Origin of the sequence: Halopseudomonas xiamenensis, assembly GCF_014219065.1 — a bacterium.
Lineage (GTDB): Bacteria > Pseudomonadota > Gammaproteobacteria > Pseudomonadales > Pseudomonadaceae > Halopseudomonas > Halopseudomonas xiamenensis.
In genome coordinates this window covers 18,894-38,148 of the sequence record NZ_JACLGO010000011.1, presented here as the reverse complement: position 1 = coordinate 38,148, position 19,255 = coordinate 18,894, and the positions used below count along the sequence as shown (strand labels likewise).

The following is a 19,255-nucleotide window of genomic DNA, read 5'->3' as shown; positions in this document are numbered from 1 at the left end:
ATGATTAATACCCTGAGAGTAAACACCTTCAAAGCTATTTTGGGGGAATCAATAGTAGCGAGTATTGCAGCCACCATCAGCTTGCTGATACTTGATGTACCCATATGGGCGACGTTCCTGGGTTGGATCGCTTTCTTCACCCGAGGTATTACGCCCCGAGATGGGATGATCAATCTGGCCTGTGTGCTCAGCGGTTTGGCCATTGGCATAGCAGCTGCCCTGGTAGCTGGTGTGGTAACTCCCTATCTGGGAGAGCTGACTCTCCCGCTGATTGTGCTTGCTGCAACTTTCGTGATTTTATCCATGCGCTTGCTGCCAACCATTAGTAATCTACTGGCATGTTTTCTTGGGTTGGTCTGCTTTTTTGCTTCCACGCTGCCACCTCAGTTCGCTTCGTTCATTGAGCTGTCGGCTGCGCTGAGTCTTGGTGTCCTGGCGGGGCTTCTGGCTAGTCTGGTGGCAAAGCACTGGGGCGTTGACAAAAGCGGCTCGCCATCGGAAGCGAGGGCAACAGTAGAGTCGTAGATGCTTGGAAGGGCAGGTATCTCTGTCAGGGCGGTAACTGCTGAGATTGGCATTGATGAATACGTAGCGGAGTAGCAATCCATCAGGCAGCTCGGTGCCTGGATGGATTGCTGCACCTTGCTGGTTTTGCAATGGTGCGGGAGAGGGTAGGGCAGGATCAGCCCTCGAGCTTCTCCACCAGGGTAACGAAGCGATTCATGAAATTCTGCAGGAAGTCGCGACTGCGCGGGCCGATCTCTCCCTCGCTGGTGAGCAGATCAGGGCTGAACTGGATATAGGCTTCGCCGCCCAGTACCACCGAGCCGAGCACGCCACCGAGGATCTGGCGTACGTGCTGTTGCGCCAGGGCCGCGCCCATGGCACCCGGCGAGGCACCGGTGATGGCGACCGGCTTGTCGCGCCAGACGTTCTTGTCCATTGGCTTGGAGCCCCAGTCGATGGCGTTCTTCAGTACCGCCGGCAGGGAGCGGTTGTGCTCCGGGGTAACTACCAGTACGGCATCGGCAGCGCGGATTTCATCGGTGAAGCGGTTGACGTTGGCAGGGCGCTCGCCTTCCAGCTCCTGGTGATACATCGGCAGGTCGTCGATCTGCGGATAGCTGACGGAAAAGTGCGCCGGCAGCAGTTTGGCCAGGGCCTGGGCCAACTGACGGTTGATGGACTCACGATTATTGCTGCCGACGACGATCGCCAGGTGGAAATTGCGCATGACTTATCTCTCCAGGAATTGCGTTGATCAGGAGCCTTCAGGTGGCTGATGTGGCTATTCTCGTTCAAACAAAGTGATGAATAAAGCGCGATTCTTACCTTGTTCCAATCGATTAATTCGATAGTTTCCTGGCGGGCTGAAAACGTCCGCTGAGCATCACGCACAGCATGCCCACGGCCAGCAAGCCGCCGCCCAGGGCAAACAACGGCTGGTAGGTACCCAGTAGCGCATACAGGCCGGACATGGCATAGCCGGAAACGGCCTGCATGACCGCGAACACCGCAGTCGCGTATCCCCACAGGCGCTTGTGCTGGGCCGGCCCGCCGAGTTCGGCCAGGCGCCCGGAGGTCAGCGCAACCAGACCGGGAACCAAGGCGCCCACCATGAACGAGGAGATCGAGTTGCTGGCCAGTCCAACAGCAAAGAACGGTAGTGCAATGGCCAGGGACTTGAGCAGATAACCTATGGTCAGACCGCGATGCCATCCGAGACGATGGACCAGCACGCCTGCGAACAGTGGACCGACGATGGCGCCGGCGCCAAATATCGCCCACTGCAGCGCGGCGGCCTGGGCACCCAGGGCTTGCTCGCGTGCCAGATAGTCCACCCAGAATACGGTATGGGGAATGAAGCCGGTTGCGTCCATGGCATAGGCCAGCATGACCAGTACTATCGTGGTGCCCAGCACCGGTGGGGCGCCCGCTGGCGAGGTGGTGGTTGGCGCTGCGGCCGGTGGCAGACGCGCCAGCCCGTAATCGCAGGCGATACCGGTCATCAGCGCCAGGCTGCCCAGCGCCAGCCAGCTCCACATCAGGTTGAATTCCATCAGCAGGGGTAGCAGTGTGGCTGACAGCAGGGCCCCCAGGCCAACGCCACAGAACACCAGCGGCCCGACCACTGCCCGGCGCTCGATCGGCGCGCGGGTCAGCGCCAGGGAAGGGCCGACCACCATGAGTATCGCCCCGGTTATACCGGACAGCAGACGCCAGATGAAGAACCAGGCAAAACTGGCGGGAGCGGCGCTGCAGATGAAGCTCAGACCAATGATGGTGAAGCACACAGCGAGCACTGCCCGCGGCCGGAAACGCTCGGACAGCCAATGCGCCGATAACGCGCCGAGCAGATAACCCAGCAGATTGGCGGCGCCCAGGTAGACAGCGGCGGTGGCATCGAACCAGCCTTGCTGGATCAATACCGGAATCAAGGGTGTATAGGCCAGGCGGGCGAGGCCGACGCCGGCCAGGGCGGCCATGCTGCCGGTCAGCAGCAGGGGAATATCGGAGCGTTGGATCATGGAAGGTTCATGAGCGCCCGTTCAACGTAGGTCGATCTGATAACGAAAGCCTTCGGCAGCGCCTCGCGACAGGCGGTATTCGAGCGGCGTACTGTCATAACCCAGGGCGATACGCTCTATCGCCACCACGGGCTGGCCCGGGGTAATACCCAGGATATCCGCAGTGTCTGTATCGGCCGACTCGATGGTCAGGGTTTCCCGGGCGGAGGCGATCAATTGACCACACTGTTCCTCATAGAAGGGGTAGAGCATGTTGGCGAACATGCCCGGGTCAATGTTCAGCAAGGCAAAGAACCTGGCCTGGGGCAACCAGATCTGCTCGCGAAACAGGCGGTCTGGCTGAATGATCCGTTCGCGTGTCAGGTACACGGCGGCTTCGCCTTGTTCCAGAGCGAGAGCTTGTCTGACTGCCTCCGGGGGCAACTCAAGCGACCGGGAGAGAATACGACTCTGGGGCACGGGCTGGCTGCCGGAAGGATTCACCTGGCGGAAAAAACGGAAAAACGATTCGGAAAATTGCGGTCTGCGCACGAAGGTTCCGCGGCCATGGCTGCGTTCCAGTATTCCCTGCTTGACCAGGGTGTCCACGGCCTTTCTGACCGTGCCAATGGCTACGCCATGGATCCTGGTCAGCTCCGTCTCGCTTGGAATAGCCGTGCCGGGCAACCATTCTCCGGCGGCAATCCTGGCCAGCATTTCATCGCTCAGCTGCTGGTACAACGGCAGGCGTTCGTCAGGTCTCATTCTCGCGGGCATGCGCATATCCAGGTGTCCGAAGGCGTCATCTTACCACCAAGGTCGCAGGAGAAAAGATTTGACAGCTCGCAGCGTCACTAATATTGTCCTCTAGTCATATATATGAGTATATCTCCAGGCGAGCCCTGCGCCATAACAAACACAAAGGTATTTTCATGAAGTCCTCCCCGCTTGCAGTAACCGGGATTGATACCCATGCCCATATTTTTCGTCATGATCTGCCCATGGCGGCTGACCGTCGCTACAGCCCTTCCTATGATGCGCTGGTGGAAGACTATCTGGCCCACCTGAAGGGTAGTGGCCTGTCCCATGGCGTGCTGATCCAGCCAAGCTTCCTTGGCACTGACAACAGTTTCATGCTCGAGGCGGTGCGCCGCTATCCGGAGCAACTGCGTGCGGTGGTGGTGGTCGACCCGCAGATCAGCGATGCGGAGCTGGATAGACTGGAGGCCTCTGGTACGGTCGGGGTACGCTTGAATCTGGTTGGCCTGGCGCTGGAGGATTTTTCCCTGCCACGCTGGCAGCAGTTCTTCCAGAAGTTGGCTCGCCGCCACTGGTCGGTCGAGATCCAGCGGGGGATGGAGGATCTGGCGCTGATCGTCCCCAGCATTCTCGAGTCCGGCGTGGCGGTGGTGATCGACCATTTCGGCCTGCCCAAGGGGCTGATTGACCCGGCCAACAACCGCCATGGGCAATTCCTCGGCCTGCTAGCCAATGAACAGGTCTGGATCAAGCTTTCGGCTACCTATCGCAACAACCTCACGCTTGAGCAGGCAGCAGCCAGTCTTCAGGTTCTGGTCGATGCCTGCGGTGGTCATGATCGATTCCTCTGGGGCAGCGATTGGCCGCATACCCAGTTCGAGGAGCAGGTCAATTACGTCTCGCAGTATTCCATCATCGAGGCGCTGCTGCCGACTCCTGCGCACCGGACCCAGGTGCTGGTGAACAACCCCGGCAAGCTGTTCGGGTTCGCGTGATCAAACAAGTGCAAAAAGGTACTTCAGCATGACGAGTTTCATTGTGGTTGCGGCCATCGTTGCCGCCATCGCCCTGGGCTACAAGACCAGGATCAATATTGGCCTGTTCGCCATTGCATTTGCCTACATTATCGGCTGTTTCGTTATGGGCCTGAGCCCTTCCGAAGTCATCGAAATGTGGCCGCTGAAAATGTTCTTCATCATTTTCGCCGTGTGTCTGTTCTACAGCTTTGCCATTGTCAACGGCACACTGGAGAAGCTGTCGGAGCACCTGCTTTACCGTTGTCGAAACGCGCCACATTTGCTGCCCTATGCCATTTTCCTCACGGCGGCGCTGATTGCGGCAATGGGCGCCGGTTACTACACGGTACTGGCATTCATGGCACCCATTACCCTGATGCTCTGCGAGAAAACCCGCATGAGCCTCATTATTGGGGCGATGTCGGTCAACTATGGCGCGCTTGGCGGCGCCAACTTCGTATCCAGCCAGAGTGGGATCATCTTTCGCAGCTTGATGGTCAACTCCGGTGTCACCGAGGAAGTCGCCTTCATCAACAGTTTCGGCATCTTCGCCAGTACCATGCTGATCCCGCTGATCGTCATCACCGTACTGGTGTTTTTCACCGGTCACAGAAAAGCCATGCAGGGTGCGAGCCTGGCGGTAAGCCTGCCGACGCCGTTCAACCAGCAGCAGAAGACCACATTGTGGCTGACTGTGTTGATGATGGTGCTGGTATTGCTGGCGCCCATCGCGCATCTGATCTTTCCCGACAGCGCAACTGCCACCTTCATCAACAGCAAGATAGATATTGGGCTGATCGCCAGCGTCTTCTCGGTGATTGCTCTGCTGCTGAAGCTGGGTGATGAACGCAAGGCCATGGCTACGGTGCCGTGGAGCACGCTGGTCATGATCTGCGGTGTGGGCATGTTGATTTCCATTGCGATCAAGGCGGGAACTATCGATATGCTGGCGTCCTGGATAGGTACCAACATTCCGACAGGCCTGGTGCCGGTGGCGTTTGGCATCGTTGCCGCACTCATGTCGATTTTCTCCAGCACACTGGGTGTGGTGACGCCCGCTCTGTTTCCGATCGTGCCATCCATTGCCGGCAACCTGGGAATTGATCCGATGATCATCTTCATCTGCATCGTTGCGGGTGCCCAGGCGACTTCCATATCGCCATTTTCCTCCGGTGGCAGCCTGATGCTCGGTGCCTGCCCCAGTGAGGAAGCTCGCTCGGGCATGTTCTCGCAGCTGCTGTTCCGTGCTGCGCCCATCGGTATCGTGGCCTCGCTGATCTTCAGTATCGTGTTGACGGTGTTCTTCTGACAGGGACGCAGCAAAAGGGCAGCTCGAGAGCTGCCCTTTTTTGTCGCTTGGTCGAGGGCTGATACTACCTGACCGCGTCTGCCAGTCCGGTTTCTATGGTCGTCTCGGTCTCCGGGCCGATCTCGACAAAAGTATCGTTGGACAAGGTATAGGCTGGCCAGTCCAAACCGTTGGTACTGGGGTTTCCGGTCTTGGCGAAGTTGGTCCACATCAGCATCATCTGCTGTGCAATGGTGGCATCCTCGGGGCCCCATTGCATGGATGCATAAACATCCGCCGTATCCCCCTGACTACCGGTGACACCGTTACCATTCAGATCGCCAATCTGTGGTCGGCTGCCGTCCGGAGTGGTCACCAGGCCGAGCTGGAAGTTCTGCACCATACCCTCCGGATGGTTGAATAGATAGGGCAGCTCACAGCCATGGCAGCTTTGCAGACCCATGTCGGCCCAGCCATCAGGTACCCGGCTGAACTTGTAGATGTACTGATCTGATTGATAGAGGTCCGAACGCTGTTCCAGCCAGATGGGCAGAGCCGCACGCAGGTCCGGGTAGTCGCCCGAGGTCACGCCCGCCATCAACGGGACGTCACTCGGCATGCCATCGACCACGTTCTGATAGTAGGTCCTGGGTTGGTAGTAATGATCGACATTCGGACGATAAGTCTGACGCGGAATATCATGTGTCTTGTCCGCCTCGGCGAAGGCTGTCCATGGAAGGGCGCGGGCTTCTTCCAGGCTGGTTACCCCTACTCGGTCAAACAAGGCGGTTCCAATACTCTCTGAAATAACCAGAGAGTCGCCTGGTTCGCCCATGGTATCGAGTGGTGATGCCCCACTTTGCACAATGGCCTTGTGAAACAGCCCGACCGCCTGGGGAGAATTCATCAGCGAGTAAGTTTTTCCACCGCCGCCGGACTGGCCGAACAGGGTCACATTACCAGGATCACCGCCGAACTCGGCGATATTGTCCCGCACCCATTTCAGCGCCATGACCAGATCCATCTGACCATAGTTGCCGGAGCCGCCATATTCGCTTTCAGCACTCAGCAGCGGGTGGGCGATATAGCCGAAGGGCCCCAGGCGATGGTTTACCGTGACCAGCACCACTCCGTTGTTGGTCAGGCTGTCGGGGTTGTTGTACTGCCTGGAGTTGGCCGAGAGAATGGCAAAGGAACCGCCATGGAACCAGACCATCACCGGCAGGCCCTCGGCATCCTTGGGTGCGGTGACGTTGAGGTAGAGGGAATCCTCGCTCATGCCCCCTTCGTTGATGCCTTCCAATGCCATGTCCTGTGCCGATTGGTCCGCCCAGGCAACGGCGTCGCGGACGCCTGACCACGGCTCCGGCGGCTCCGGTTCGCGCCAGCGCAGCTCACCGAGCGGCGGCGCGGCATAGGGAATACCCAAGAACTGCCAGGTATCCTCGGTTGCTTCGAACCCGCGCAACTCTCCGCCCGTGGTACTGACCGTTACCCGCGGGCTGGTCGCGCGCTGAAAGTGTGCGAGGGCATCCGCAGCGGAGGTGATGGCACGAGGGCGGGGATCGGTATCGGAGAACGCCCCGGCGTCTTCCAGTGCTGTTACCAACGGCTGGAGGCTGGCACGGAAATCAGCGGTTGGCTGGTCGAAATCAATGTCGGGAGCATGCAAGGACACCTCCGCGCTGATGGTACTGGTGAGCTGGATGCCATTATTCAGATCGCCATCGGCATCGAGGGTCTGCAACAGGATCAGCTTGTTGTTCACCCGCTGGTCCTGCGCCGAGCTGGCGCCGTCGGTGATGCTCAGCGGCGTCAGTATCTCCGCGCCCTCGGCGGCCCCCAGTTCCAGCGCGCCGATGGAAAAGCTGATGGTTTCCCCCTGGGTATAGTTGAATTGGCCGTCCTCATCGGTACTGCCGCTGGCGGTGCGGCTGCCCTGGTAGTCCAGCCCCGACACGGCGCTGTCGACGAAGGTGCCGGTCAGGGTTCCGGGACCGGAGGATGAGGATGATGACGAGCCACCGAAGCAGCCTGCCAGCAGAACAGCCAACGAGGCCGGGATAACGCCTAGCAATGCAACACCACGGCGGGTGCTACTGCGCTGAGTACTCATGCGAACTCCTTTGATTATTGTTGTTGGAAGGACGTCATTCATCGGTAAATACATCCGAGATCCAGGTCTTGACCTCCGCTTCGGCGCCCATTTCGACATAGCGTTGGGCCTGCGCGTCGTACAGCGGGAATTCCAGCTCATCGGCGATGCTCGGATCACCCGTCCTGGCAAAATTGCTCCATATGGTCATCATCCGCTCGATCACCGCATCGTCGGTTTCATCGAAGCCGGCCGAGGCGAAGATATCCTCCGCATCGCCCTGGGAACCGCTGACGCCATTGCCATTCAGGTCGCCGATCTCCAGCGACTGGCCGGTGGCCGGGTCGATGACCAGGCCCAGCAGGTAGTGGGTGATGACGCTTTCCGGCATGTTGAACAGATAGGCCAGTTCCGCCGCGTGGTAGGCGGTGACGCCGCGAGCCTTCCAGCCGGCGGGCTGCTGGCTGAAATGCATGGCGTACTGCGGCGCGGTATTCAGCTCGGCCATCCAGGGAAACACGTTGAGCACGGTGGCGATGGGCTCCTCGGTATCATTGGTGGTGACCAGGAACAGGAAGGGAACATCGTTCTGCCTGGCGCTTTCAAAGGCTTCCCGTTCACTGTAGGGCTGGTAGTGGTTGTCGATGTTGGTATAGGGCACCAGTGCCGCACCGGCCTGCATCACTTCCAGCCAGCTGCGCTCACGCATCTGCTCCAGGGAGTTGGCCTGCAGCCGCTGCTGCAGTTGCATGCCGACGGCTTCGGCAGCCTCCAGCGTACGGGTATCGGGATGCAGGGTGCCGCTCTGACTGACGGCCCGGTGGAACAGGCCGGCAGCCTGGGGCGAGGACATCAGTGACAGCACCTTGCGGCCACCGCCGGACTCGCCAAAGATGGTCACATTGCCCGGGTCGCCGCCGAACGCCTCGATATTGGCCTGCACCCACTGCAGCGCTGCAACCAGGTCCATCTGCCCATAGTTTCCGGAGCCTTCATAGCCGCTTTCCGCGCTCAGTTCCGGGTGGGCTATGTAACCGAAAGGCCCGAGCCGATGATTCACCGATACCTGGACGATGCCCTTGCTGGCCAGTGCACGTGGGTTGTTGAAGGGCTTGGTGTTGCTGGTCAGCGAAGTAAAGCCGCCACCATGGAACCAGACCATCACCGGCAGGCTATCGGCATCCTTGGGTGCGGTGATGTTCAGGTAGAGCGAATCCTCACTCATGCCGCCTTCACCGAAGCGCTCCAGACCGGGATTCTGTGCGGCCTGGTCGCTCCAGGCGATGGCGTCGCGCACGCCAGTCCAGGGTTCGGGTTGCTGGGGCGCGCGCCATCTCAGATCGCCCAATGGCGGTTGGGCATAGGGAATGCCGAGAAACTGCCAGGTGTTCTCGTCAGCTTCGAAGCCGCGCAGCTCGCCGCCAGTGGTCTGCACCAGATGGCGCACACTGGTTGCACGGGTGAAATGCTCCACGGCTGCAGCGGCGGCCGTGACGGTACGTGGTCGCGGATCGGTATCGGAAAACGCGCCAGTTGTCTCCAGTGCCTCCAGCAATGGCTCCAGGCTGGTGCGAAAAGCACTGGGTGATTGGTCGAAATCGATTTGTGCCGCCCGCTGGGACACTTCATCGCGGATGGCATCGGTCAGCTGGATGCCGTTGTTCAGTTGCCCATCGGCATCGAGGCTTTGCAACAGGATGAGCTTGTTGGTTACCCGCTGATCCGTCGCTGACGCTGCCCCTTCGGTAATACTCAGCGGTGTGAGTACCTCTGCACCATTGGCGGAGCCCAGCGGCAGGTCGCCGATGGAAAAGCTGATGGTTTCCCCTTGCCGATACTGGAACTGACCCTGGTCATCCGTGGTGCTGGCGGCGGTATCGGTACCCTGGTAATCGAGCCCCGAAACGGCGCTATCGATAAAAGTGCCGGTAAGCACCCTGGGTTTCGAGGAGGAAGAAGAGCCGCCGAAACAGCCGGCCAGCAGCAAGGGTACCAAGGAAACGGCCAATACAATCGAACGATTGCCTGGTCTGGTCATGCGATACATGAATTGAACTCCTGTTATTGTTGTTTTGAGCCTTCCGAGGCAGATCCTTTGCTCCGCAGCGAGCGTATCCGCTGCGATTCACATCCATGGGTGTAACGAAAGGGCATGGCGTCCCGGGTCGGGAACGCAGGGCAGTATAGGCAGCGAATATCGAGACGTAACCTAAATTGGTTATGCGTAGAGTCAATAATATATATAGTGGCAAAATGAAATTTATTTGGGTTAATCTTTGTTTGTGAGTCATTTTTATAATATGTCTCTTCTGGTCCAGAGCGCTTGCTGCCGTTTATGCCTTGCCAAATTGAATCAGCCTTGGTTTCCACATATCGCCCGGATAGTGACTGAACATTCATTTGCAGAATGATTGGTCATTAGCTGTCTTGGCTAGACTGACAGTGCCAATCATTCACGACGCTGGGAGGAACAGCCTTCATGCAGCAGACGATCACTGCATTGGTGGTCATGGGAGTGACCGCCTGCGGCAAGAGCACTATTGCCGATGCCATTGCCCGAGGTGCTGACGCTGTGCATATCGAAGGGGATCAGTTTCACGGTACGGCGAATATCGAGAAGATGCGTTCAGGCCAGCCGCTGACCGACGAGGACCGGGCTGGCTGGCTCGACCGTCTGGGTGAAGAGCTGGCCGCGGCGGTGCGGGCCGGGCAGCGGCCGGTACTGAGTTGCTCGGCACTGAAGCGCCGATATCGCGACCAACTGCGCGCTGCTGTGCCGGGGTTGGGCTTCGTGTTTCTGGATCTTGACCCGGATGAGGTGCGGCGACGGGTATCCGCTCGCCGAGGGCACTTCATGTCGGTGGAGTTGGTCGACAGCCAGTTCGCCACGCTGGAGCGACCTTCCGATGAGCCGGCGGTGCTGACCGTTGATGCGACCCTGCCGGTGGCCGAGATAAGCCGTCAGGCCGTCACTTGGTGGCGTACCCAAAGTGGACCGGACGACGCCGATTGAGCGAGGTCGGTGCTGCGCTCTTCCTTACAGAGTCCGGCCGCCATTCATCAATCCGATACAGCTGACACAGGGCCAGTGATTGGGTGGACTCGGGTATTGGCCGGCGTCTACTCTCGGTCCTTTACGGGTATTCACAAGACCAAGAAATCAGGAGCAACTGATGAGCGAAGTGACCACTGAGCTGAATGCCGGCGTGTTGACCATCACCGTATCCCGGCCGGACAAGAAGAACGCACTGACCAATGCGATGTATGGTGCGCTTGCCGATGCGCTGGAGCGCGCCGAGTCCGAGGCAGATATCCGGGTTGCCTTGCTGCGGGCCGATGGCGAGATATTTTCCGCCGGCAATGACCTGGGGGAGTTCGCCGCGCAGTCGGTGGGCAAGGGGCCTGCCGTACGACATGTCGAGCGCTTTCTGCGCAACCTGGCCACCGCCAGCAAGCCGGTGATGGCGGCGGTGCAGGGCAAGGCGGTGGGGGTGGGCACCACCATGCTGCTGCATTGCGACTATGTATTACTGGCCGAGGATGCCCAGCTTATCGCCCCCTTCATCGACCTGGCGCTGGTGCCGGAGGCCAGTTCCAGCCTGTTGATGCCGCTGCGTATCGGCCACGTGCGGGCTTTCGAGATGTTCGCCCTGTGCGAGCCGGTCTCGGCGGAGGATGCCTGCACCTGGGGCATCGCCAACAAGGTGGTCGGTCGCGAGCAACTGCATGCTGAAGCCCAGCGCATCGCCGATCGGATAGCACAGAAGCCAGCCGGCGCCCTGGCCTTGGCCAAGGGACTGATGCGCAATACCGAACGGGTGCTGGAGCATATGGAGCGCGAGAGCAAGATCTTCTCGGCGCAGTTGCGCAGCGAGGAAGCCAAGGAAGCATTCAGCGCCTTCGCGGAGAAACGCAAGCCGGACTTCAGCCGGATCGGCAAGGGCTGACAGCGCTCGGCAATCCTTTCGGGGTGTAGCGCGCCTGCGCTACGCTCACGGAGTGGCAGGAGACACCGCCGTCGTCGAGCAGCGCTCGACAACCCGTTAGCGAGGCTCCGTTCCGGCGCGCCGCTCCACACCCAGTTCGCCCAGCGTGGCAGCCATGTCTTCGGCCGAGGTGGCGGGCTTGACGTCGGTATCGATCTTCAGCACCCGGCCATCCTTGCCGATGTACACCGTATGGCGTCGGGCGAAGCCCAGCGGGTGCAGCACCCCGTAGGCGCGGGCTACCGACTTGTCCTCGTCACTCAATAGCGGAAAGTCGGCACCGGTGGATTCGGCGAAACCGATGTTCTTGTCCAGCGGGTCGACACTGGCCATGAAGTAGGCCACGTCATACTCGCGGATCAGATGGCCATTTTCCGCCAGCGATTTGCATTCGATGGTACAGCCGGAGGTGTAGGCCTTGGGAAACCAGGCCAGCACCACCGCCTGCTTGCCGCGATAGTCGGCCAGCCGGTGAGTCTGCCCATCGGAGCCGGGCAGGGCGAAGTCCGGTGCCGGCTCGCCTACCTCCAGTGCGCTGGCCGGACTGGCGACAGCCGCCAGCCACAGGCCCAGCATCAGGGTCTTGCAATATCTGAACATGACTTTCTCCTGGTCGATGACCCACGCTGCCCGGACAGTGTAGCTCAGTGGTTGATATCGACGTCCCTGGTTTCCTTGCCGATGATCAGCGCCAGCAGCGTGAGCACGGCCATGCAGGCGAGATAGATCCCGACCAGGAACGGGCTGCCGTCACCGATACCCCACAGCCAGACCGCGATGAACGGCGCCACGGCGGCGCCGAGGATCGAGGACACATTGTAGGAAATGCCCGAGCCGGTATAGCGCACGTTGGTCGGGAACAGCTCGGGCAGCAGCGCGCCCATCGGACCGAAGGTCATGCCCATCAGGCTGAACCCCAACACCAGCCAGAGCATCACGCCAACGAAACCTGCCGATAGCAACGGCACCCACAGCAGGCCGAACAGGATGATGCCCAGGGTGACCAGGATCAGCGTCTTGCGCCGCCCCAGCCGGTCCGCCAGCAGGCCGGACAGCAGGGTGAATATACCGAAGAACACCACGCCGAAGATCAGCATCAGCACGAAGTTGTTGTAGCTGTAGCCCAGCCCGCCCAACTGGTCCGCGGCCGGTTCGATCGGTGCGCGGCCATAGCTCAGCGAGAAGGTGGTCATCAGGTAGAACAGCACATAGGTGGCCAGCATGTAGAAGGTGCCGAGGATCAGCTCGCGCCAGTTCCGGCGTATCACTTCACCCAGCGGCAGCTTGACCACCTTGCCGGTGGATACGGCCTTGGAGAAGGCCGTGCTTTCCACCAGGTTCAGGCGAATCCACAGGCCGATGATCACCATGACCGCGGAAAACAGGAAGGGGATACGCCAGCCCCAGTCGAGGAAGGCGTCCGATGGCCGTGATGGGTTATCCGACGGCAGTGCGGCAGCGACGATCAGGAACAGGCCATTGGCGATGATGAAACCCAGTGGTGCACCCAACTGCGGGAAGGTGCCGAACAGGGCGCGCTTACCAACGGGGGCGTTCTCGGTGGCGACCAGTGCCGCGCCAGACCATTCACCGCCAATGGCGAAGCCCTGGGCCAGGCGCATGATCACCAGCAACAGTGGCGCCAGCCAGCCGATAGCATGGTAGGTCGGCAGCAGGCCGATCAGGAAGGTGGCGATACCCATGGTCAGCAGGGCATAGATCAGCGTGGTCTTGCGCCCGATCTTGTCACCCAGGTGCCCGAAGAACACCGCGCCGAGCGGGCGCGCGATCATCGCTGCACCGAAAATGGCGAAAGATGCCAGCAGCGCCACCCGCTCGTTGCCCGGCGGAAAGAACAGGTAGGGGAAGACCAGTACGGCCGCAGTGGCATAGACGTAGAAGTCGTAGAACTCGATAGTGGTGCCGACCAGGCTGGCGAACATGACGCGCGAGCGTGAGTTGGCCGGAGCTGGCGCGGAAGCGATGGTCTGGGACATGGGCAGGCAACGTTTCAGAATGGACGGAAAGCCGCTGCTGGCGCGGCGCGGGCAGTGATTGTATGCAAGACGCAAGCGCGGCGCCATCATTGACGTGCCGAGGCGGCAAGGCGATGAGGTCAGCCGCCGATCAGAGAAGGGGCCGCCACCAGCACGGCACTGGTGACGATCAGCAGCAGGCCAAGCCTTTCCCGGCTCGATACCCGCTCCTTCAGCCAGTGCTGCGACAGCAGCAGGGTGAAGAACACCTCTATCTGGCCCAGCGTCTTGACCAGCGCCACTTCCTCCAGGTTGACCGCGGTGAACCAGCATAGCGAGGCGATGGAGCTGGACAGGCTGATACGGAACACCAGCGCGGGCCGCTGCCACACCTTGAGCAGGGTCGGACGGTCACGCAGCAACAGCCAACCGACCAGCACCGCAACCTGGATGCTGATGGTCCATACCAGCACCCAGGCGGCGGTATGCAGGAACGGCAGGTCCAGCTGATGACAGGCGTCGCGCACCCACAGGGTGGTCAGGGCAAAGCACAAACCGCTGCCCAGCCCCACCAGCAGGGTGGTCAGGTCCAGTGAGCCGGGTTTGCTGCGCCCCTTGAGCAGCCACACCGCAGCCGCACCGACGGCAATGCCCAACCAGCCGATTGGGCCGAGCAGCGCGCCGAAGAATATCGAGCCCAGCACGGCGGCCAGCAGGGCCTCGCTCTTGGCCAGGCCAACGCCGGCAGTGTAGCTGCGCCGCTGGAACAACAGCACCATCAGCGCCGTGGCCAGGATCTGCGAGATGGCCGCTGCGCTGACAGTGAAGATGAAGCGGGTAGTGAACTGTGGCACGGCCACCGGCTCCACGGCGTACAGCACGAGGAGATAGCCCAGCGCCAATGGCAGCGCCCAGATGAACCGCGCCAGGGTCACGCCGACGGCATTGACCTCGCGGCTGAGCTGCTTCTGCTGGGCATTGCGCAGCGCCTGGGTGAAGGCGGCGGCGAGGGTGAAGGGTATCCAGAGCATGAGTGGGCTCGACAGGTGGCAGGCAATAAAAAAGCCGGCTTGTGGCCGGCTTCTTATCGGGCTAAACGCTTATTTTTGGTAAGCGTCTACTGCCTTTACAATTTCCGCACGGGCTTCGTCAGCGTTGCCCCAGCGGTCGATCTTGACCCACTTGCCGGCTTCCAGATCCTTGTAGTTCTCGAAGAAGTGCTGGATCTGCTGGATCAGCAGCTCGGGCAGGTCGGTGTGTTCCTTCACATCCTTGTACAGGACGCTCAGCTTGTCATGGGGTACGGCAATCAGTTTGGCATCGCCGCCGCCGTCGTCGGTCATGTGCAGCACGCCAACCGGGCGGCAGCGGATGACCGAGCCTGGTGCTACCGGGTGCGGGGTCACTACCAGTACGTCCAGCGGGTCGCCATCATCGGCCAGGGTGTTCGGAATGAAACCGTAGTTGGCCGGGTAGAACATCGGGGTTGCCATGAAGCGGTCGACAAACAGGGTATTGGAATCCTTGTCGATCTCGTACTTGATCGGCGCATGGTTGGCCGGGATCTCGATGGCGACGTAGATATCGTTGGGGATGTCTTTACCTGCGGGGATCTGGTCGTAGCTCATGGGTTACCTGATGCGGGGCATGGTGAAATGGGATCGGCGTCTGCCGGTGCTGCTGACGCCATGAAAAATATGGGCGGAGATTATAGGCGCTTGAGCGGCCTTTACCAAGTTAAACCTTTGGCGTATACCGCTTTTCGCTGCCTGGCCCGCCCGCGGTTCTCGCGGAACCGGCGAACGGGCCCGGTCGGGCTCAGACCTTGAACGGCGCCAGCTTGCGCTCGACCGGCAGGTTCTGCAGGCGCACATAGGCTGGCAGGCCATTGCTGAACGGCGGAATGTCCTCGCCCTGGATCAGCGGCGACAGGTACTCGCGGCAGGCGTCGGTGATATGGAAGCCGTCCTCGCTGATGAAATCGCGCGGCATGAACTTCTCGACGTTGGCCACGTCGCTCAGCGGGGCTTCGATGATGTCCCAGCGGTAGGGCGTGTCTTCCAGGCGGCGGATGGCCGGCATGATGGCGTTCTTGCCGTCCAGGGCAATTTCGACCGCCGCCTTGCCCAGCGCATAGGCCTGCTCCACGTCCACTTTGGAGGCAATGTGCCGTGCGGCGCGCTGCAGGTAGTCAGCCACGGCCCAGTGGTACTTGTAGCCGAGCTTGTCACGTACCAGGTTGGCGATGGTCGGTGCCACGCCGCCGAGCTGGGCATGACCGAAGGCGTCGGTCAGGCCGGATTCGGACAGGAACTTGCCGTCCTTGTTCTTGATGCCTTCGGAGACGCCGATCACGCAGTAGCCGTGGGTCTTCACGCACTCATCGACGCGGGCCAGGAAGGCCGCCTCGTCGAACTCGATCTCGGGGAACAGCAGGATATGCGGCGCCTCGCCCTCGGCCTCGCTGGCCAGGCCGCAGGCAGCGGTGATCCAGCCGGCATGGCGGCCCATGACTTCGAGGATGAACACCTTGGTCGAGGTGGCGGACATGGAGGCCACGTCGTAGCCGGCTTCGCGGATCGAGGTGGCGACGTACTTGGCCACCGAGCCGAAGCCGGGGCAGCAGTCGGTGATCGGCAGGTCGTTGTCCACGGTCTTGGGCACATGGATGGCCTGGATCGGATAGCCCATGGTCTCGGCCAGCTGGGATACCTTCAGGCAGGTATCAGCGGAGTCGCCGCCGCCGTTATAGAAGAAGTAACCGATGTCGTGCGCCTTGAACACCTCGATCAGACGCTCGTATTCGGCACGGTTGGCGTCCAGGCTCTTCAGCTTGTAGCGGCAGGAACCGAAGGCACCGGAGGGTGTGTGGCGCAGAGCAGCGATGTTCTCTGCCGACTCGAGGCTGGTGTCGATCAGATCTTCGGTGAGAGCGCCAATGATGCCATTACGACCAGCGTAGACTTTCCCGATCTTGTCCGGATGTTGGCGGGCAGTTTCAATGACCCCGGCCGCGGAGGCGTTGATCACTGCGGTTACCCCGCCTGATTGGGCATAAAAGGCATTCTTGACGGTCATGCTGACTCCATGGTGTGTGGCTGATGTCGGATAGACAACCGCATCGGTGTTGCGGTTGCATGACGACAGCTCTCAGGGCAAAAGAATGGCGCGCATGATAGCGGAATGTGGGGAGCTTTGCATGGTTGGCCGCTGGGTGGCGTTTGTTGCCGAAGTGGTGCTTCGCTCCCCCTCTCCCCAGCCCTCTCCCGCGAGGGGAGAGGGAGACAGATTGTGCATTGGGTCAGTTTGGAGTCCAAAGCAACATTGCTGTGTAACCCATGCTATCGGTCCGATCTGTTATCCATGTTGCCGGTTTGCACGATCAAGCCCCCTCTCCCCTCGCGGGAGAGGGCTGGGGAGAGGGGGGAACCCACCCCCACACCTCACCCGCCATGCTAGTATCACCCCCTCAATCCTTCGCTTACAGGACTGCTCGATGCATCTGCATATTCTCGGTATCTGCGGTACGTTCATGGGTTCGCTGGCGCTGCTGGCGCGGGATCTGGGGCATCAGGTCAGTGGCTCCGATGCCAACGTCTATCCCCCCATGAGCACCCAGCTGCAGGCCCAGGGTATCCAGTTGACGGAAGGCTACGATCCGGCGCATCTGGACCCGGCACCCGACCTGGTGATCATCGGCAATGCCATGTCGCGGGGTAATCCGGCGGTTGAGTATGTGCTGGACAAGGGCATCCCTTACGTTTCCGGCCCTGAGTGGCTGGCCCGGCATGTGCTGCAGGATCGTTGGGTACTGGCAGTGGCCGGCACCCACGGCAAGACCACCACCTCCAGCCTGCTGGCGTGGATTCTGGAAGACGCCGGCATGGCGCCGGGCTTCCTGATCGGCGGTGTGCCGCAGAATTTCGGCATTTCCGCCCGGCTGGGCGACACGCCATTCTTCGTGGTCGAGGCGGATGAATACGACAGCGCCTTCTTCGACAAGCGCTCCAAGTTCGTCCACTACCGTCCGCGCACCGCGATCCTGAACAATCTCGAATTCGACCATGCGGATATCTTCCCCGATCTGGCGGCGATCGAGCGGCAGTTCCACCATCTGGTGCGTACCGTGCCGTCTTCCGGCCTGATCATCTATCCGCAGCAGGAAGCAGCGCTGCAACGGGTGATCGACATGGGCTGCTGGACGCCCTGCCAGACCACCGGCGAGGGCGGCAACTGGCAGGCGCGGCTGCTGGCCGAGGATGGCTCGCGCTTTGAAGTCTGGCTGGACGGCCAGTTGCAGGGCGTGGCTGAGTGGCAGCAGACCGGCGCCCACAGCGTGGCCAATGCCCTGAGCGCGCTGGCTGCCGCCCGGCATGTCGGCGTCACGCCGCAGCAGGGTATTGCCGCGCTCGCCGGCTTCGCCAGCCCCAAGCGGCGTATGGAAAAAATTGCCGAAACCAACGGCATCACCCTGTATGACGACTTCGCCCACCACCCCACGGCCATCGCCACCACCCTGGCCGGTCTGCGTGCCAGTATCGGCAGCGAGCGCCTGCTGGCGATCATTGAGCCGCGCTCCAACACCATGCGCCTGGGCAGTCACATGAGTGCGCTGCCGGGCAGTGTGCGGCAGGCCAGCGAGGTGATCTGGTATCAGCCGCAAGGGCTGGACTGGTCGCTGGAACCGGTCGTGGCGGACAGCCCGGTGCCGGCGCAGGTGATGACCGATATCGATGCCATCATTGACCGGGTAGTGGCCCAGGCGCAGCCCGGCACTCGTATCGTGATCATGAGCAATGGCGGCTTCGGCGGCATTCACCAGAAGATGAAGCAGGCGCTGGAGGCGAAGCATGGCTGAGCGGCGTGTCACCCTCGCGGTTACCGGCGCGTCCGGCTCGCAATATGCCCTGCGCCTGCTGGAATGCCTGGTGCGTGCCGATGTGCAGGTATTCTTCCTGATCTCCCAGGCCGCGCAACTGGTGGTCGCTACCGAAACCGAGCTGCAGCTGCCGCCCAAGCCACAGGCGCTGGAGGCTTTCCTGACCGAGCATTACCAGGCCAGGGCAGGGCAGATCCGCGTGTTCGGCAAGCAGGACTGGATGTCCCCGGTCGCCTCCGGCTCCGGTGCGCCCGCCGCCATGGTGGTCTGCCCGTGCAGTACCGGCACCCTGTCGGCTATCGCCACCGGTGCCAGCAACAACCTGATCGAACGCGCCGCTGATGTCACCCTCAAGGAACGCCGGCAACTGATCCTGGTACCCAGGGAAAGTCCCTACTCGACCATCCACCTGGAAAACATGCTCAAGCTCAGTCGCATGGGCGCGATCATCCTCCCGGCCAGCCCCGGCTTCTACCACCAGCCACAGTCCATCGACGACCTGGTGGATTTTGTCGTGGCGCGGATACTCAACCAACTGGGTATCGAGCAGGATCTGCTCAAGCGCTGGGGCGAGTAGGGCAGGGAAAGCTAGACACCTATGCCGAGCGCCAAGTGAGCAGCATCAAAGGGTGTGATAAAATTATCGAGTAAAAGCTCTAATTTTGCTTGGTGGCAGATGGGTTATCGGCTAGACTGCCTCCCCAGGGAAGACCAGCCACTGCTGCTGAGCCGATGACAGCCAGTGGATT

At 60.9% G+C, this 19,255-nt stretch carries 17 protein-coding genes; 7 read left to right on the top strand and 10 right to left on the bottom strand.

The window, feature by feature from the left end; translation table 11 throughout:
• Positions 1 to 525, top strand: coding sequence for a DUF1097 domain-containing protein (locus H6X51_RS09390; protein ID WP_185267286.1), 525 nt, complete (start codon positions 1 to 3; stop codon positions 523 to 525).
• Between the two features lie 157 nt (positions 526 to 682).
• On the opposite strand, the gene H6X51_RS09385 is transcribed toward H6X51_RS09390, so the two are convergent.
• The 3 genes from H6X51_RS09385 to H6X51_RS09375 all read right to left on the bottom strand — a co-directional run bounded on the left by H6X51_RS09385 (position 683) and on the right by H6X51_RS09375 (position 3,284).
• Positions 683 to 1,234 (bottom strand): NADPH-dependent FMN reductase, encoded by a 552-nt coding sequence (locus H6X51_RS09385; RefSeq protein ID WP_185267285.1) that lies wholly within the window; start codon positions 1,232 to 1,234, stop codon positions 683 to 685.
• A gap of 112 nt (positions 1,235 to 1,346) precedes the next feature.
• Positions 1,347 to 2,528, bottom strand: coding sequence for a YbfB/YjiJ family MFS transporter (locus H6X51_RS09380; RefSeq protein WP_185267284.1), 1,182 nt, complete (start codon positions 2,526 to 2,528; stop codon positions 1,347 to 1,349).
• A 21-nt stretch (positions 2,529 to 2,549) separates the two neighbouring features.
• Positions 2,550 to 3,284 carry a GntR family transcriptional regulator gene (locus H6X51_RS09375; RefSeq protein ID WP_221627295.1) on the bottom strand — a complete coding sequence of 245 codons (735 nt, stop codon included), beginning with the start codon at positions 3,282 to 3,284 and terminating at the stop codon, positions 2,550 to 2,552.
• A 155-nt stretch (positions 3,285 to 3,439) separates the two neighbouring features.
• Between H6X51_RS09375 and H6X51_RS09370 the strand changes: the two genes are divergently transcribed.
• Positions 3,440 to 4,261, top strand: coding sequence for an amidohydrolase family protein (locus tag H6X51_RS09370; protein WP_185267282.1), 822 nt, complete (start codon positions 3,440 to 3,442; stop codon positions 4,259 to 4,261).
• Positions 4,262 to 4,289: 28 nt separating this feature from the next.
• Positions 4,290 to 5,591, top strand: a complete 1,302-nt coding sequence (locus tag H6X51_RS09365; RefSeq protein WP_185267281.1) for an SLC13 family permease — start codon at positions 4,290 to 4,292, stop codon at positions 5,589 to 5,591.
• Positions 5,592 to 5,655: 64 nt separating this feature from the next.
• On the opposite strand, the gene H6X51_RS09360 is transcribed toward H6X51_RS09365, so the two are convergent.
• Positions 5,656 to 7,686, bottom strand: a complete 2,031-nt coding sequence (locus H6X51_RS09360; protein ID WP_185267280.1) for a carboxylesterase/lipase family protein — start codon at positions 7,684 to 7,686, stop codon at positions 5,656 to 5,658.
• Between the two features lie 34 nt (positions 7,687 to 7,720).
• The gene (locus tag H6X51_RS09355) at positions 7,721 to 9,712 is read right to left on the bottom strand and encodes a carboxylesterase/lipase family protein (protein WP_185267279.1); all 1,992 of its coding nucleotides are present in this window, start codon (positions 9,710 to 9,712) and stop codon (positions 7,721 to 7,723) included.
• A 432-nt stretch (positions 9,713 to 10,144) separates the two neighbouring features.
• Here H6X51_RS09355 and H6X51_RS09350 point away from each other — a divergent pair, with 432 nt between their 5' ends.
• Both H6X51_RS09350 and H6X51_RS09345 read left to right on the top strand, forming a co-directional pair.
• Positions 10,145 to 10,678 carry a gluconokinase gene (locus H6X51_RS09350; protein ID WP_185267278.1) on the top strand — a complete coding sequence of 178 codons (534 nt, stop codon included), beginning with the start codon at positions 10,145 to 10,147 and terminating at the stop codon, positions 10,676 to 10,678.
• A 160-nt stretch (positions 10,679 to 10,838) separates the two neighbouring features.
• On the top strand, positions 10,839 to 11,612 hold the full coding sequence (locus H6X51_RS09345; protein WP_221627294.1) for an enoyl-CoA hydratase: 774 nt from the start codon (positions 10,839 to 10,841) through the stop codon (positions 11,610 to 11,612).
• A gap of 96 nt (positions 11,613 to 11,708) precedes the next feature.
• On the opposite strand, the gene H6X51_RS09340 is transcribed toward H6X51_RS09345, so the two are convergent.
• From H6X51_RS09340 to H6X51_RS09320, 5 genes are all read right to left on the bottom strand, one after another.
• A complete protein-coding gene (locus H6X51_RS09340) occupies positions 11,709 to 12,251 on the bottom strand; it encodes a peroxiredoxin (protein WP_185267277.1) in 543 nt (180 codons plus the stop codon).
• 44 nt (positions 12,252 to 12,295) lie between these two features.
• The gene (locus H6X51_RS09335; protein WP_185267276.1) at positions 12,296 to 13,648 is read right to left on the bottom strand and encodes an MFS transporter; all 1,353 of its coding nucleotides are present in this window, start codon (positions 13,646 to 13,648) and stop codon (positions 12,296 to 12,298) included.
• Positions 13,649 to 13,767: 119 nt separating this feature from the next.
• The gene (locus H6X51_RS09330; protein ID WP_185267275.1) at positions 13,768 to 14,658 is read right to left on the bottom strand and encodes a DMT family transporter; all 891 of its coding nucleotides are present in this window, start codon (positions 14,656 to 14,658) and stop codon (positions 13,768 to 13,770) included.
• Positions 14,659 to 14,727: 69 nt separating this feature from the next.
• Complete coding sequence (ppa, locus tag H6X51_RS09325) at positions 14,728 to 15,255, bottom strand: inorganic diphosphatase (RefSeq protein WP_185267274.1); 528 nt, start codon at positions 15,253 to 15,255, stop codon at positions 14,728 to 14,730.
• A gap of 190 nt (positions 15,256 to 15,445) precedes the next feature.
• The gene (locus H6X51_RS09320) at positions 15,446 to 16,705 is read right to left on the bottom strand and encodes a 6-phosphofructokinase (RefSeq protein ID WP_185267273.1); all 1,260 of its coding nucleotides are present in this window, start codon (positions 16,703 to 16,705) and stop codon (positions 15,446 to 15,448) included.
• A gap of 418 nt (positions 16,706 to 17,123) precedes the next feature.
• Between H6X51_RS09320 and mpl the strand changes: the two genes are divergently transcribed.
• Positions 17,124 to 18,485, top strand: coding sequence for a UDP-N-acetylmuramate:L-alanyl-gamma-D-glutamyl-meso-diaminopimelate ligase (gene mpl, locus H6X51_RS09315; RefSeq protein WP_185267272.1), 1,362 nt, complete (start codon positions 17,124 to 17,126; stop codon positions 18,483 to 18,485).
• Positions 18,478 to 19,083 carry a flavin prenyltransferase UbiX gene (locus H6X51_RS09310; protein ID WP_185267271.1) on the top strand — a complete coding sequence of 202 codons (606 nt, stop codon included), beginning with the start codon at positions 18,478 to 18,480 and terminating at the stop codon, positions 19,081 to 19,083. The genes mpl and H6X51_RS09310 overlap by 8 nt, the downstream gene beginning before the upstream one ends.
• The last annotated feature ends 172 nt before the right edge of the window (positions 19,084 to 19,255 follow it).

Excerpts from the sequence above, each read along its gene's own strand:
- H6X51_RS09390 (WP_185267286.1), top strand. The coding sequence starts at position 1 with ATGATTAATACCCTGAGAGTAAACACCTTCAAAGCTATTTTGGGGGAA.
- H6X51_RS09385 (WP_185267285.1), bottom strand. The coding sequence starts at position 1,234 with ATGCGCAATTTCCACCTGGCGATCGTCGTCGGCAGCAATAATCGTGAG.
- H6X51_RS09380 (WP_185267284.1), bottom strand. The coding sequence starts at position 2,528 with ATGATCCAACGCTCCGATATTCCCCTGCTGCTGACCGGCAGCATGGCC.
- H6X51_RS09375 (WP_221627295.1), bottom strand. The coding sequence starts at position 3,284 with ATGCCCGCGAGAATGAGACCTGACGAACGCCTGCCGTTGTACCAGCAG.
- H6X51_RS09370 (WP_185267282.1), top strand. The coding sequence starts at position 3,440 with ATGAAGTCCTCCCCGCTTGCAGTAACCGGGATTGATACCCATGCCCAT.
- H6X51_RS09365 (WP_185267281.1), top strand. The coding sequence starts at position 4,290 with ATGACGAGTTTCATTGTGGTTGCGGCCATCGTTGCCGCCATCGCCCTG.
- H6X51_RS09360 (WP_185267280.1), bottom strand. The coding sequence starts at position 7,686 with ATGAGTACTCAGCGCAGTAGCACCCGCCGTGGTGTTGCATTGCTAGGC.
- H6X51_RS09355 (WP_185267279.1), bottom strand. The coding sequence starts at position 9,712 with ATGTATCGCATGACCAGACCAGGCAATCGTTCGATTGTATTGGCCGTT.
- H6X51_RS09350 (WP_185267278.1), top strand. The coding sequence starts at position 10,145 with ATGCAGCAGACGATCACTGCATTGGTGGTCATGGGAGTGACCGCCTGC.
- H6X51_RS09345 (WP_221627294.1), top strand. The coding sequence starts at position 10,839 with ATGAGCGAAGTGACCACTGAGCTGAATGCCGGCGTGTTGACCATCACC.
- H6X51_RS09340 (WP_185267277.1), bottom strand. The coding sequence starts at position 12,251 with ATGTTCAGATATTGCAAGACCCTGATGCTGGGCCTGTGGCTGGCGGCT.
- H6X51_RS09335 (WP_185267276.1), bottom strand. The coding sequence starts at position 13,648 with ATGTCCCAGACCATCGCTTCCGCGCCAGCTCCGGCCAACTCACGCTCG.
- H6X51_RS09330 (WP_185267275.1), bottom strand. The coding sequence starts at position 14,658 with ATGCTCTGGATACCCTTCACCCTCGCCGCCGCCTTCACCCAGGCGCTG.
- ppa (WP_185267274.1), bottom strand. The coding sequence starts at position 15,255 with ATGAGCTACGACCAGATCCCCGCAGGTAAAGACATCCCCAACGATATC.
- H6X51_RS09320 (WP_185267273.1), bottom strand. The coding sequence starts at position 16,705 with ATGACCGTCAAGAATGCCTTTTATGCCCAATCAGGCGGGGTAACCGCA.
- mpl (WP_185267272.1), top strand. The coding sequence starts at position 17,124 with ATGCATCTGCATATTCTCGGTATCTGCGGTACGTTCATGGGTTCGCTG.
- H6X51_RS09310 (WP_185267271.1), top strand. The coding sequence starts at position 18,478 with ATGGCTGAGCGGCGTGTCACCCTCGCGGTTACCGGCGCGTCCGGCTCG.